Genomic DNA, 13,448 nt, shown 5'->3' with positions numbered 1-13,448 from the left:
TAAGGAAAAGTGATGGGCTCGATATTTCTCGGCATTCCACTGACTATCTTTGTACTTTTTGTGTTACCCATCTGGTTGTGGTTGCATTATAACAGCCGGAATTCCAATCACAGCCAGTTGGATCAGAATGAAATTCAGCGTCTGGCAGAGCGTGTACAACATATGCAGACACGAATCAAAACATTGGAAGATATTCTGGATGCAGAACATCCTGATTGGAGGCAATCATAATGTCGAATAGTAACCGTAGGAAACTGTATCGAATACCCGAAAAGGGCAAAATTAAAGGTGTTTGTGCCGGGCTGGCCGATTATTTTGATGTACCGGTGCGCTTGATTCGTGTCATCGCGGTATTGTCACTCTTTTTTGGCCTGTTTGGTTTTGCGGTTGTCGCTTATATTGTATTGGTTTTCGTCCTTGACCCGGCACCGCCGGGTTATACCCAAGAGGCCCATTTTTCAGCGCAAAACTTGCTGAATGAAATTGATTATCAATTGAAATCGGGAGAGGTTCGTCTGCGCCAAATGGAACGTTATGTTACCTCAGAAACGTTCAGTGTTCGCAGTCGTTTCAGGCAGCTTTGATTTGATAGTAATTAAGGGATGATTTGGGCTAATTGTGGGGTCATTAGTGTTGCAACGAACTCATGAAGCGGCGGAACACAGTAATTGGTTCCGGGAACAAGTGAAACAGAGTTTCAATGAATCCGATGACCCTAACACGGTTTGGGTTTTTCATAAATTGGCCAAACAAGAGATGCAGCTTTAGCGTGAAGCCTTGCAAACACGTATTGATTGATCGCAATATTTATCACAGGGGAGATATGAAACGGCTGCAAAATGAATTAACTGCGTTGGTTAATCGTGGGATGGATCGCCATTTACGGTTAGCGGTGACAGGATTAAGTCGTAGTGGGAAAACAGCGTTTATCACATCTTTGGTTAATCAGTTACTTAACCTCCATAGTGGTGCAAGATTGCCGCTATTTTCTGCTGTGCGTGACGGTCGCTTGTTGGGTGTAAAACGGGTTCCTCAACGCGATTTAGGCGTTCCTCGTTTTACTTATGATGAAGGGTTGACCGCACTTTACGGCACACCACCTGCCTGGCCGACCCCGACACGGGGTGTCAGCGAAATCCGTCTGGCGCTTCGTTACCGTTCTGAGGATTCTCTGCTGCGTCATTTTAAAGAAACAGCCACGTTATATCTGGAAATTGTGGATTATCCCGGTGAATGGTTGTTAGATCTACCGATGTTGGCACAAAGTTATTTAACATGGTCCCACCAGATGAATAGCTTATTGCAGGGACAAAGAGCTGAATGGGCAAAGCCTTGGCTGGAGTTTTGCAAACAGTGTGATCCACAGGCGCCCGCAGATGAGAATCTATTGGCTGCTATTGCTCAGGTCTATACGGAATATTTGATTAAATGCAAAGAGCAAGGGTTGCATTTTATTCAGCCGGGGAGATTCGTTCTGCCCGGTGATATGATGGGCGCTCCGGCTTTACAATTTTTCCCGTGGCCGGATATCAACCCTATCACTGAATCACAATTTGCTCAGGCAGATCAACACACCAATATCGGTATGTTACGTCAGCGCTTTGAATATTACTGTCAGTCGGTTGTGAAAGGGTTTTATAAAACACATTTTCTACGTTTTGATCGGCAGATTGTGTTGATAGATTGTTTACAGCCATTGAACAGTGGACCACAAGCATTTAATGATATGCGCTTGGCGCTGACCCAATTAATGCAGAGTTTTCATTATGGTAAACGCACTCTCTTCCGCCGCCTGTTTTCCCCTTGTATAGATAAATTAATGTTTGCTGCCAGTAAGGCGGATCATGTTACCGCGGATCAACATGCTAATTTGGTGTCTTTACTCCAACAATTGGTTCAGGAAGCCAGACAAAATGCGGCTTTTGAAGGTATCAGCATGGATTGTGTCGGCCTGGCATCGGTACGGGCGACAGAAAGCGGCATGATTGAACATCATGGTGAAAAGATTCCGGCGTTGAAAGGATATCGACTTACAGATGGTAAATCACTGACATTTTTTCCCGGTGAAGTGCCGCGGCGTTTACCTGACGATAATTTCTGGCAAAAACAGGGTTTCTCTTTCGAAGAATTTGGCCCTTGTCCGGTAGATACTGATAGACCATTGCCTCATATTCGGTTAGATACCGTGCTGGAGTTTTTAGTGGGAGATAAAGTGAGATGACCGAGCCCTTGAAGCCGAGAATTGACTTTGAAGAACCCTTATCAGGGCCGCAAGAGCCGGTTTTAAAACCCGCTCAGATTTTCGATGAGAAAGATATGGCCAATTTCTATCCTGTATCGCCAGAGCTTGAGACGGAAGAGCGCGAAGGTCAGGTCGAAGGGATAGTTAACGCAGCGCTGAAACCTAAGCGTAGTTGCTGGCGTAAAATGGTATATGGCGCTCTGATTTTACTGGGCGTGAGTGCTGTTGCTCAGTTTGTGCAGTGGATTTATCAATCATGGCAGCAACAGGACTGGAGCGCATTAGGTGCCGCGGCGGCAGGGGGCATGATTGTCTTTGCCGGTATAGGTTCTCTTGCCAGTGAGTGGCGTCGTCTTTATCGGTTAAGAATGCGGTCTGAAGAACGCGATACGGCGAAAGCGTTATTACAGCATCATGGTGTGGGTAAAGGCCGAGAATTTTGTGAGAGATTGGCAAGTCAAGCGGGTATCGAACAGCATAACCCTGCGTTACAGCGCTGGCGGGCCGCTTTACATGATACACATAACGATCGTGAAGTGGTGTTGTTGTACAGTAAATGGGTTCAACCTGTTTTGGATGCTCAAGCCAGAACGGAAATCAGCCGCTATGCTGCGGAATCGGCATTAATGATAGCTGTTAGCCCGTTGGCGGTTGTCGATATGGCATTTATTGCCTGGCGTAATATCCGGCTAATTAATCGAATTGCAGCTTTATATGGTATTGAACTGGGATATTTCAGTCGTATTCGACTTTTCCGCCTTGTTCTGCTGAATATTATTTTTTCTGGTGTCTCAGAAATGGTGCGGGAAGTGGGTATGGATTGGTTATCGCAGGATATCACTGCGCGTCTTTCTGCCAGAGCCGCCCAAGGGATCGGTGTAGGCTTATTGACCGCACGGTTGGGTATTAAAGCGATGGAATTATGCAGGCCATTACCTTGGATAGAAGGTGATAAACCTAAATTAGGAGATTTCCGTCGTCAGCTAATCACTCAACTTAAGAATATCCTGCCAAATAAATCTAAGAATATAGTTGATTAAATGATATATACTTTAATTCTATATGAAGGCACAAAATATCCAGATAACAAAAACGTTTTACGTTATTTTATTAATCTGCCTTATAATCAATTGTAGAATTTGTTTATTTTAGTGAAAGTTTCAAATGCTATGTTATTTACGACATTGAAAAAACCGGAGTCTGGTCAATTTTTACTGACAGAATGCTTCATATGAATAATCGTAGAGAGTAGTATTTTAAAAAATTATATGTATTAGTGTAAATAAGGTCAAAACAGATGCGCTTAGAAGTTATTTGCCATGATCGAATTGGGCTTACCCGTGAATTACTCGATCTACTGGTATTAGAGAATATTGATTTAAAAGGGATAGAAATATCCCAAATCGGCCGGATTTACCTTAATTTTTCACCTGTTGATTTCAATGTATTTCGTAAATTGATGGCGGAAATTCGCCGTATTAACGGTGTTATTGATGTTCGTACCGTCTCTTTTATGCCTTCGGAACGAGAACACAAAGCGATGTGCGCACTGTTGGAGTCCTTGCCTGAGCCTGTTTTTTCAGTTGATCTGAAAGGAAATATTGAGCTTGCTAACTCTGCGGTGTTTAAGTTGTTTGGTGTGAGTGAGGAACAAACTTATCAAAAGCCTATCGGACAGTTTATCAGCGGTTATAACTTTTCACGCTGGTTTGAAAATAAAAATGTCCAACAACGAGTGGAAAGGATAACTCTCAAAGGTTTGGACTACCTGATGGATATTACGCCCATCCAACTGATGGATGAAAAGCAGAAAATGCAGTGTGTTGGCACGGTGATTATGCTCAAATCTGCTGCTCGAATAGGGAATCAATTGAAAAAACTGGCTGTCAATGACGGGAGTGAGTTTAAGAAAATTATCTCTGTTAGCCCAAAAATGACTCAAATTATTGAACAGGCTCGTAAAATGGCGATGCTGGATGCGCCATTGCTGCTAATTGGCGAGACAGGAACGGGCAAAGATATTCTGGCAAAAGCCTGTCATTTGCACAGCTTACGCGGAAAGCAACCCTTCTTGGGGTTGAACTGCGCATCGATGCCGGATGATGTAGTAGAAAGTGAGCTGTTTGGCTATGCTGCCGGCGCTTATCCTAATGCGATTGAAGGAAAGAAAGGTTTCTTCGAACAGGCTAATGGCGGCACTGTTTTACTGGATGAAATTGGTGAAATGTCGCCACAGATGCAAATTAAGCTCCTGCGTTTTCTGAATGATGGGACTTTTCGCCGAGTAGGGGAAGAAAACGAAGTCAAAGTGAATGTCAGGGTTATCTGTGCTACGCAAAAAAATCTGGTTGAATTAGTCCAACGGGGGGAATTTCGCGAAGATCTCTATTATCGCCTTAATGTGTTGGCGATTACACTTCCGCCGTTGCGTGATCGTAAAACGGATATTATGCCGCTGGTGGAGTATTTTATTGAGCGTTTTGCTGAAGAACAGGGGGTATTGAAGCCTAAACTGTCCCCGGAACTTCCCCATTTCTTGACCAGTTACAGTTGGCCCGGTAACGTAAGGCAGTTACAAAATTCCATCTATCGGGCATTGACTCAGCTCGAAAATATGGAGCTGACGCCGCGGGATATACAACTACCGGAGTTTGAAACAGAGGTGTCTTTTAGTGAAGATGTGTTCAACGGTTCTCTGGATGAAATCAGTAAACGTTTTGAACGTTCAGTATTGACGCGTCTTTATCGGCACTATCCAAGCACGCGTAAACTGGCTAAACGCCTTGGGGTATCGCATACTGCGATTGCTAATAAACTGAGAGAATATGGCCTGAGTAGCAGGAAACATGCTACTGAATATGAACCGGATGATGACGAGTAAATTAATGCCCATCGGAAGTGGGCATTATATAAATCACGGGATCTATTTCAGTACAGCCAGTGCGCTATCGTAATCTGGCTCATTAGTGATTTCATCCACCAGTTGGCTATAAATCACGTTATCGCTTTCATCAAGCACAATGACAGCACGGGCTGTGAGACCACTTAGAGGGCTGTTGCTGATGGCGACGCCATAATCTTCACTGAAAGTACCGCCACGCAGGGTAGAGAGCGTGACGACATTTGATAACCCTTCCGCGCCACAGAAACGGGACTGAGCAAAAGGCAGATCGGCGGAAATGCACAGAACGACAGTATTTTCCAAATCATTCGCTGCCTGATTGAATTTACGTACTGATGCCGCGCAAACACCGGTATCGATACTTGGGAAAATATTCAGCACCTTACGCTTTCCGGCATAGTGGCTAAGAGAGACATCGGAGAGATCTTTGGCTGTCAGAGTAAAATCTTGCGCTTTTTCCCCTGATTTTGGGAACTGGCCGCTTACGGAGATATCATTGCCTTGAAATTTTACTGTTTGTGTCATCGTTTTCTTCCTCTGATAAATGAACCACGATTGCCCAGTGTAGAAGAATATTCGGCTCTTGCCCATCAAAAATAGTACTTGTGAGAGTAAAATTGTCTGATTGTGTCATTTCGACAATGGCTTATAATTTAACAACGGGATATTTATTTTATAACAGGGCAGATTATTACCTTATGCGTTATTTCAATCTGATTTCTTGTGCACTACTTATCAAGAGTTCTCTTATCACTGTTTCTGCTTTTGCTGCGGAGGTTCCTCCGGGCGCTCAGCTTAATGACAAACAGGAACTGGTGCGTCACCTAAAGGACGAACCGGCGTCTTTAGACCCGATTAATGCCGTGGGCCTGACAGAAGCGCAGGTTCAGCGTGATCTGTTTGAAGGGTTGGTGAATCAGGATGCGTATGGCAAGGCCATTCCCGGCGTTGCAACAGCGTGGAAAACCGTGGACAACAAAACTTGGTTTTTTACATTGCGTTCTGATGCCCGTTGGTCGAATGGCGAACCGGTTACTGCGACAGATTTTGTGTATAGTTGGCAGCGGTTGGTCACTCCGGCTAATACCTCTTCTTTTGCTTGGTTTGCCGCACTCGCGGGTATTGAAAATGCTCAGGAAATTATTGACGGCAAACTGCTGCCGGCAAAACTGGGTGTTGAGGCCATTGACAAGCACACATTAAAGGTGACGTTAAACCGGCCAGTGCCTTATTTTCCCAACCTGACGGCGAATTTCAGTCTCTATCCGGTAAATAAGAAAATAGTAGAGAAATATGGGAAAGAGTGGATAAAGGTTGGTCATTTGGTGGGAAATGGCGCTTTCAAATTACATGATCGAATTGTTAATGAGAAAATCGTTCTGACACCAAACCCTTATTATTGGGATCATAAAAAAACCGTCCTAACCAAAGTCACATTTGTACCCATTAATCAGGAATCACACGCGACTAAACGCTATCTGGCGGATGATTTGGATATCACCGAATCCTTCCCAAAAAATATGTATAAAAAATTGCAGCATGAATTACCCGGGCAAGTCTATACGCCGGATCAGTTAGGAACCTATTATTACGCTTTTAACACCCAACGCGCGCCCACTAATGATGCCAGAGTGCGTAAAGCGCTTTCTATGGCAATTGACCGTAAAATCATTGCGGAAAAAGTTTTGGGGACAGGAGAGAAACCAGCCTGGCATTTTACGCCGGATGTGACTGCGGGTTTTCATCCTGCGCTCAGTGACATGGAACAACACACACAGGCAGAACTGGACCAACAGGCTAAAGTTTTGTTACATGCGGCTGGTTATGGGCCGAACAATCTATTGAAACTTTCTCTGCTCTATAATAATTCTGAAAACCACCAGAAAATTGCGATTGCTATTGCCTCTATGTGGAAGAAAAAACTGGGGGTGCAAGTAAGTTTGATGAATCAGGAATGGAAAACTTATATTGATAGCCGTAACACGGGTAATTTTGATGTTATTCGTGCATCTTGGGTGGGTGATTATAACGAACCCTCTACATTTCTAAGCCTGTTAACATCAACACATAGTGGCAATATTGCTAAATTCCATCAGGCAAATTATGACAAACTGCTACAATCTGCTAGCTTGCGAACAGATGACGGCTTAAGAAACGATGACTATAACAAAGCGGAGCAAATGATTGCTGAACAGGCTCCTATCGCGCCGATTTATCAATACACTAACGGTAGATTGATAAAACCTTGGTTAAAAGGATACCCGATCACCAATCCAGAAGACGTGGCATATAGTCACACTATGTACATAATTAAGCACTAAGGGTAAGGAGCTGGATGTGGAAACCATTTATGGTTCATCATTGCAAGAGGCTGATGCAGTCTATGCTTGTCAGTTTGATGGTCAAGGCGGTATGACACCGATTGATATGAATAGATTAGCCACACCAGCTCAACCTTTCTGGCAACATCTGGATTACCACAATCCCAAAAGTTATCGCTGGATAATGGACACTGATTTGTTGCCGGAAACTGTCAAAAAGGGGCTGGCCGGGGAGAGTTTTAGGCCGAAAATAGTTCGTACCGGAGATGGTACGATGATTACGCTGCGAACAATTAATAGCAATAAAAGCGAACGTCCCGATCAACTGGTCACGTTCCGTATTTATATTAATTCTGAAATTATCGTTTCCAGTCGCCATCGTAAAGTTCATTCACTTGAACAGGTACTGAGTGATTTACAGAATGGAATAGGCGCGAAAACGACCGGGCACTGGTTGGTTGAAATGGCTGATGCAATAACCGATGAAGTGGGTAATTTTATTGAAGATCTGCATGACAACCTTATTGAGCTTGAGAATATGATTCTTGAGCAACGGATACCGGGGCGGGGTGGATTAGCTTTACTGCGCAAGCAATTGATTATTCTGCGCCGTTATATGGCGCCTCAAAGAGATGTATTTGCTCGTCTCGCCAATGAAAGATTACTCTGGATGAGTGATGAAGATCGTCATCGAATGCAGGAAATATCTGACCGCTTGGGAAGGGAATTGGATGATTTGGATGGTTGTATTGCTCGCACAGCGATTATTTCAGATGAAATTACATCCATGATGGCGGATGCGATGAACCGTCGTACTTATACTATGTCATTATTTGCCATGATTTTTTTACCGACAACATTCCTGACTGGATTATTTGGTGTCAACCTTGGCGGTATTCCTGGTAATGAAAACCATCTGGGTTTTAGTATTTTTTGTTTGCTGTTATTGGGATTGATTATATTTGTTGCCTGGTGGTTAAAAAGAAGTAAATGGCTATGAAAATTAAATAGTTATTTGGAGAGATGAAACACGGCTGCGAGAAAGTGTTACAAAAATCGGTTCTTAATTTGAGATATATCAATATTCACCAAGCCTCATTGAGGCATGATAACTCTCGCAGGTGAAAACAACGTTAAGCGATGAACGTTGTTCTCCGTAATTGTAGTTTTTCTCACATAAGTCTTTATACAGAATAATTGCCCATTCTTGTGCCGATGTTAATTTCTAATGTCGGCTTTTTTTTATTTTTCATTTTCGTGGAGGAAAATAAATAAAAATCAAGGCGAAAGAGCAGAAGAAATTAGCGCTCTGAAATATATCCAGAGCGGTATGATTAAGATCCTGCTATTGGGATAGGCAGTAAGAATAGCTATTTGACTTCAATAACATCCAGTCGTTCTGATTGATAATCGGATTGATCTTCTATATCACTGACGAGTTGCATGGGTAATTCTTCGCGGTCAAAAGCGAGATCGCCACCATCAATCACTTCGCTGTTGTGAGTGATATTTTTAAAATCGAATAGATTAAAATCGCTGAGATGCGATGGAACGACATTTTGTACCGCACGAAACATAGTTTCAATTCTGCCGGGATAACGCTTATCCCATTCCCGTAACATATCCTTGATAACCTGACGTTGCAGATTGGGTTGTGAACCACAGAGATTACAAGGAATGATCGGGAATGCTTTAGCGGTCGCATAGCGTTCAATATCTTTCTCGCGGCAATAGGAGAGAGGGCGAATAACAACATGTTTACCATCATCGCTCATCAATTTTGGCGGCATACCTTTTAGTTTGCCGCCATAAAACATGTTGAGAAATAAGGTTTGCAAAATATCATCACGGTGATGGCCTAATGCAATTTTCGTGGCGCCCAACTCAGTGGCTGTACGATATAAGATGCCACGGCGCAGGCGGGAGCAGAGAGAACAAGTTGTTTTACCTTCGGGTATCTTCTCTTTCACTATGCCATAAGTGTTTTCTTCGACAATTTTATATTCGACACCCAGTTCATCCAGATAAGCGGGCAGGATATGCTCAGGAAAACCGGGTTGTTTCTGATCCAGATTAACTGCAACAAGTGAGAAATTAACCGGAGCGCTTTTTTGCAGATTTTGCAGGATGGACAGCAGGGTATAGCTGTCTTTACCACCAGAAAGGCAGACCATAATGCGATCGCCTTCCTCAATCATATTGAAATCAGCGATTGCCTGACCGACATCACGGCGTAAACGTTTCTGTAATTTGTTCAGGTTATATTGTTGTTTCTGATCCACCACGGACGCTCTGTAAATAATGTTTAAATGGGATTTAGGCGGTGGAGTATACCATTTTTGTTACCTTAACACCTTAAAGAGTTTGTGATAGCTTCCGCTCGTTTTTACCTGTTAATGCGGATGAATTGACAGTTTTTTCTGTATGGCAGATGAGGATTGCCTATATTCTAGATGCTAAACGTCATTAAACCTTCACCATTGTTAATGATAGCGGATGCTAACACGTGAAAAACTGGAACTGACATTTGATGTTTATTGAGCCTCTTAAATAGATTTAACACGATGAATAATGTTTTTGAATTAAGGTTATTATTGTTGATATGAGAATCAATGCTGCACCTATATAAGTGGTAATGATACATATTTTCATCCAATGAGTTAAACTGGAGGGTGGGTTTTGAATAAAGTAATAAAATTCTTGGTGCATATATTTACTATCAGGCTGATTTGTCTTCATTCTTTTTTCGATTAACAGCATGTAGAAGAACAAAATGACGTAAACCTGATCACGCATCCTTCCGAAGCGTTCTATCGTTATTCCTATTGGTAAATAAAACCCTTCTTCTATATATAATTCAATAATTTGATCCATATTTTTCTGATTTATTTTGCAAATGGCTATTGATATAATAAGAAAAATGTTAGAAGAAATAAAAGAAATAACCAAGATGATAAAAGTGACTCTGTTCATATAAAAAGCCCATTGAGTATTTAGTATGGTTAAGCGTATTTTTCAAACAGGTATATTGCCATTGATATAGATAAGGATACAAGGCTTATATTGATAGTGATGAAATATATTTTTATCCAGTGGGTCAAATTGCAGGGTAAGTTTTGAATGAAATCATAAGATTCTTGTGGCATATATTTACTATTAGGTTTATTTATTCTTATTCTTTTCCCTGTTAATAACTTATAGAAAAATACGGCAGGATGAATCTGACCATGAATACCCATAGAATGACCAATGTATGCTGCTGTTGATAAGCAGAAACCTTTTTCCATATATAAATCAATAATTTGATCCATCTTTTTTTGATTTATTTTGTAAATGGCTATTGATATAATGAGAAAAAGATTGAAAGAGATATAAGAAATAACCAAGATGATAAAAGTGACTCTGTTCATATAAAAAGCCCATTGAGTATTCAGTATAATTAAGCGTATTTTTGAAATAGGCATATTGCCATTGATATAATAAAAAATGCAACACTTATATTGATGGTAATGTAACATATTTTTATCCAGTGAGTTAAATTTGGGGGTAAATTTTGAATGAAATCGTAAGACTCTTGTGGCATATATTTACTATTAGGTCTATTTATTCTTATTTTTTTTCCTGTCAATAATTTATAGAAAAATGCGGCAGTATAAAATTGACCGTGAATACCCATAAAATGCCCCATGTATGCTCCTGATGATAAACAAAATCCTTTTTCCATATATAAATCAATAATTTTATCCATCTTTTTTTGATTTATTTTGTAAATAGCTGCTGATATAATGAAAAAACCAATAAAAGAAGCGCAAGAAATAACCAAAATGATGAAAGTGATTCTATTCATATTAAAGTCCCATTGAATGTCCAGTATAGTTAATAATATTCTCTAAATAGAAATGTTATCATTGTTATGAAGAAAAATGCACCACTTATATTAAAGGTGATGAAATATATTTTTATCCAGTGAGTTAAGCTGGAGGGTAGGTTTTGAATAAAGTTATAAGATTCTTGATACATATATTTGCTATCCTTTTCATTGATTCTCATTCTTTTACCAGTGAGTAGCATATAGAAAAATACCGCAACCTGATACTGACCATAAACACCCAAAAAACGGCCCAGCTTTACGCCTGCTGATAAATAAAGTCCTTTCCCTATATATGATTCAATAATTTTATCCATTTTACTTTGATTTATCTTATAAATAGTTATTGATATAATAAAAAATAATAAGAGAAAAATAACGGAAATGATGGTTATTAGGTCTAATATACTCATAATAAATGCTCTATAAATAGATCTGCGAAAAATCCCATAGTCTTCTCTAATCCATAGCATAGCTAGCTAAGTGTTTTCCTAAAAAGATCTTAATTAAAAAATAGCTTATTTTTGCTCGTGCTGACATATATAGTACAGTTTCTGTGTATAATTCAATTGTTTTATCTGTTTTTTTATTTATTTTTCAAATGGCTATAAATATAATCATAAAAATAGATAATGAAATATGCAAAATAAATAAAATGATGTGTTTTACTCTGCTATTATTAATGTTAAATATAAATTTTTAGTCTTTCAAGTGTATTTGAAATATAAAACAAATATCATTCCAATAGAGAAAGATAATATGCTGATGAAGGTGGTTAAAATATAGGTCTTTAACCAACTTGTCATATTTCTTGGTAATTGCCGGATAAAGTCGTAGGACTCTTTATACATATATTTACTATCCTTTTCATTGATTCTCATTCTTTTTCCAATTAGTAATTGGTAAAAGAACATAGCAACTTGAAATTGACCATAAACACCTAAAAAACGACCCAGCTTTACTCCTGCTGATAAATAAAGCCCTTTTCCTATATATGATTCAATAATTTCATCCATCTTACTCTGATTTATTTTGTAAATAATGATTGATACAACTAAAAAAACAATAGATAAAATATAAAGGATAGTCATAATGATAAGAGTTAATCTGTTCATGTTAATTTCCTGTTTGTGTTTTAATCAATAAGGTGTGTTTTATGTATTCGTTAAATACTTGTATAACAAGAGAATTAGACAGCTTAAAATGAATAAGAATATAGAGACAGAGAACAAATAATAATAGATAATCATTATTGATGCAAGTTTTTTAGGTATACTCTTTGCGAACTCATATGCTTCTTGCGGGATGGAATTACCTATAAAAGCACGAGATATTATAGTCTTTCTTCTAGTTATTATCTGGTAGAGGAAACATGATAGATAATAACTCCCATAGAAGCCAGAAAACGATATTACATATATAATTTGTGGTATAAAAAAACCATTTTGTATATATTCGTCTCTGGTTTCTATGAAGGATTTTTTATTTATTCCATAAAAAACGAATAAAGATAGTAACAAAAACATACTAACTAAAAATAAAGAAATCATGATAAATTTAACTGTATTAATTAAGATGTTCATGTTATTCACTTACTATTTTATCAATTAAAAAATCTCCTGCTGTGCTTCCGGCAACTCCACCTACTACACTACAGACAGCTACGCATATCCATTTAGCACGATGAATAATATTTTTGAATTAATATTATTATTGTTAATATGAGAGCAAATGCTCCACCTATATAAGTGGTAATGATATATATTTTTATCCAATGAGTTAAGCTGGAGGGTAGATTTTGAATAAAATCATAAGATTCTTGGTGCATATATTTGTTATCAGGATGATTTTTTTTCATTTTTTTTCCAGTTAACAGCCTGTAGAAGAACATAACGACTTGAAACTGATCACGCATCCTTCCGAAGCGTTCTATCGTTATTCCTATTGGTAAATAAAACCCTTCTTCTATATATAATTCAATAATTTGATCCATCTTTTTTTGGTTTATTTTGTAAATGGCTATTGATATAACTAGAAAAAGAGTGGATGAGATAAAAGAAATAACTAAAATGATAGAAGTGATTATGTTCATATTAAAATTCCATTGAATATTTA

General features: G+C 39.2%; 15 protein-coding genes. 8 read left to right on the top strand and 7 right to left on the bottom strand.

Annotated elements, in window-relative coordinates:
- Positions 1 to 12 precede the first annotated feature (12 nt).
- The 6 genes from pspB (at position 13) to tyrR (ending at position 5,123) form a co-directional block, all read left to right on the top strand.
- Complete coding sequence (gene pspB / locus B0X70_RS12990; protein WP_036805474.1) at positions 13 to 231, top strand: envelope stress response membrane protein PspB; 219 nt, start codon at positions 13 to 15, stop codon at positions 229 to 231.
- Complete coding sequence (gene pspC, locus B0X70_RS12985) at positions 231 to 584, top strand: envelope stress response membrane protein PspC (RefSeq protein ID WP_046396872.1); 354 nt, start codon at positions 231 to 233, stop codon at positions 582 to 584. The genes pspB and pspC overlap by 1 nt, the downstream gene beginning before the upstream one ends.
- A gap of 46 nt (positions 585 to 630) precedes the next feature.
- Positions 631 to 768, top strand: a complete 138-nt coding sequence (locus B0X70_RS12980) for a hypothetical protein (RefSeq protein WP_217469529.1) — start codon at positions 631 to 633, stop codon at positions 766 to 768.
- A gap of 55 nt (positions 769 to 823) precedes the next feature.
- On the top strand, positions 824 to 2,221 hold the full coding sequence (locus tag B0X70_RS12975; protein ID WP_105395170.1) for a YcjX family GTP-binding protein: 1,398 nt from the start codon (positions 824 to 826) through the stop codon (positions 2,219 to 2,221).
- Entirely contained in the window at positions 2,218 to 3,282 is a 1,065-nt protein-coding gene (locus B0X70_RS12970) for a YcjF family protein (RefSeq protein WP_217469528.1), read from the top strand. The genes B0X70_RS12975 and B0X70_RS12970 overlap by 4 nt, the downstream gene beginning before the upstream one ends.
- 257 nt (positions 3,283 to 3,539) lie before the next feature.
- The gene (tyrR, locus tag B0X70_RS12965; protein WP_046396869.1) at positions 3,540 to 5,123 is read left to right on the top strand and encodes a transcriptional regulator TyrR; all 1,584 of its coding nucleotides are present in this window, start codon (positions 3,540 to 3,542) and stop codon (positions 5,121 to 5,123) included.
- Positions 5,124 to 5,165: 42 nt separating this feature from the next.
- Here the strand turns inward: tyrR and tpx are convergent, their stop codons facing one another.
- Complete coding sequence (gene tpx, locus B0X70_RS12960; protein WP_217469527.1) at positions 5,166 to 5,669, bottom strand: thiol peroxidase; 504 nt, start codon at positions 5,667 to 5,669, stop codon at positions 5,166 to 5,168.
- Between the two features lie 173 nt (positions 5,670 to 5,842).
- On the opposite strand from tpx, the gene B0X70_RS12955 reads away from it, so the two are divergent.
- Entirely contained in the window at positions 5,843 to 7,465 is a 1,623-nt protein-coding gene (locus tag B0X70_RS12955) for a peptide ABC transporter substrate-binding protein (RefSeq protein ID WP_217469526.1), read from the top strand.
- A 16-nt stretch (positions 7,466 to 7,481) separates the two neighbouring features.
- Positions 7,482 to 8,465: a zinc transporter ZntB gene (gene zntB / locus B0X70_RS12950; protein ID WP_217469525.1), complete on the top strand. Its 984-nt coding sequence runs from the start codon at positions 7,482 to 7,484 to the stop codon at positions 8,463 to 8,465.
- A 370-nt stretch (positions 8,466 to 8,835) separates the two neighbouring features.
- Here the strand turns inward: zntB and ttcA are convergent, their stop codons facing one another.
- The 6 genes from ttcA to B0X70_RS12920 all read right to left on the bottom strand — a co-directional run bounded on the left by ttcA (position 8,836) and on the right by B0X70_RS12920 (position 13,425).
- A complete protein-coding gene (ttcA, locus tag B0X70_RS12945; RefSeq protein WP_217471729.1) occupies positions 8,836 to 9,765 on the bottom strand; it encodes a tRNA 2-thiocytidine(32) synthetase TtcA in 930 nt (309 codons plus the stop codon).
- A gap of 702 nt (positions 9,766 to 10,467) precedes the next feature.
- On the bottom strand, positions 10,468 to 10,875 hold the full coding sequence (locus B0X70_RS12940) for a hypothetical protein (protein ID WP_217469524.1): 408 nt from the start codon (positions 10,873 to 10,875) through the stop codon (positions 10,468 to 10,470).
- 29 nt (positions 10,876 to 10,904) lie between these two features.
- Complete coding sequence (locus tag B0X70_RS12935) at positions 10,905 to 11,312, bottom strand: hypothetical protein (RefSeq protein WP_217469523.1); 408 nt, start codon at positions 11,310 to 11,312, stop codon at positions 10,905 to 10,907.
- A 29-nt stretch (positions 11,313 to 11,341) separates the two neighbouring features.
- Positions 11,342 to 11,746: a hypothetical protein gene (locus B0X70_RS12930; RefSeq protein ID WP_246593290.1), complete on the bottom strand. Its 405-nt coding sequence runs from the start codon at positions 11,744 to 11,746 to the stop codon at positions 11,342 to 11,344.
- 294 nt (positions 11,747 to 12,040) lie between these two features.
- Positions 12,041 to 12,448 carry a hypothetical protein gene (locus tag B0X70_RS12925; RefSeq protein ID WP_217469521.1) on the bottom strand — a complete coding sequence of 136 codons (408 nt, stop codon included), beginning with the start codon at positions 12,446 to 12,448 and terminating at the stop codon, positions 12,041 to 12,043.
- Between the two features lie 560 nt (positions 12,449 to 13,008).
- Complete coding sequence (locus B0X70_RS12920) at positions 13,009 to 13,425, bottom strand: hypothetical protein (RefSeq protein ID WP_217469520.1); 417 nt, start codon at positions 13,423 to 13,425, stop codon at positions 13,009 to 13,011.
- Positions 13,426 to 13,448: the final 23 nt, after the last annotated feature.

The sequence above is a fragment of the Photorhabdus akhurstii genome (assembly GCF_019090985.1).
Lineage (GTDB): Bacteria > Pseudomonadota > Gammaproteobacteria > Enterobacterales > Enterobacteriaceae > Photorhabdus > Photorhabdus akhurstii.
This window is presented reverse-complemented; position numbering and strand designations above follow the sequence as displayed.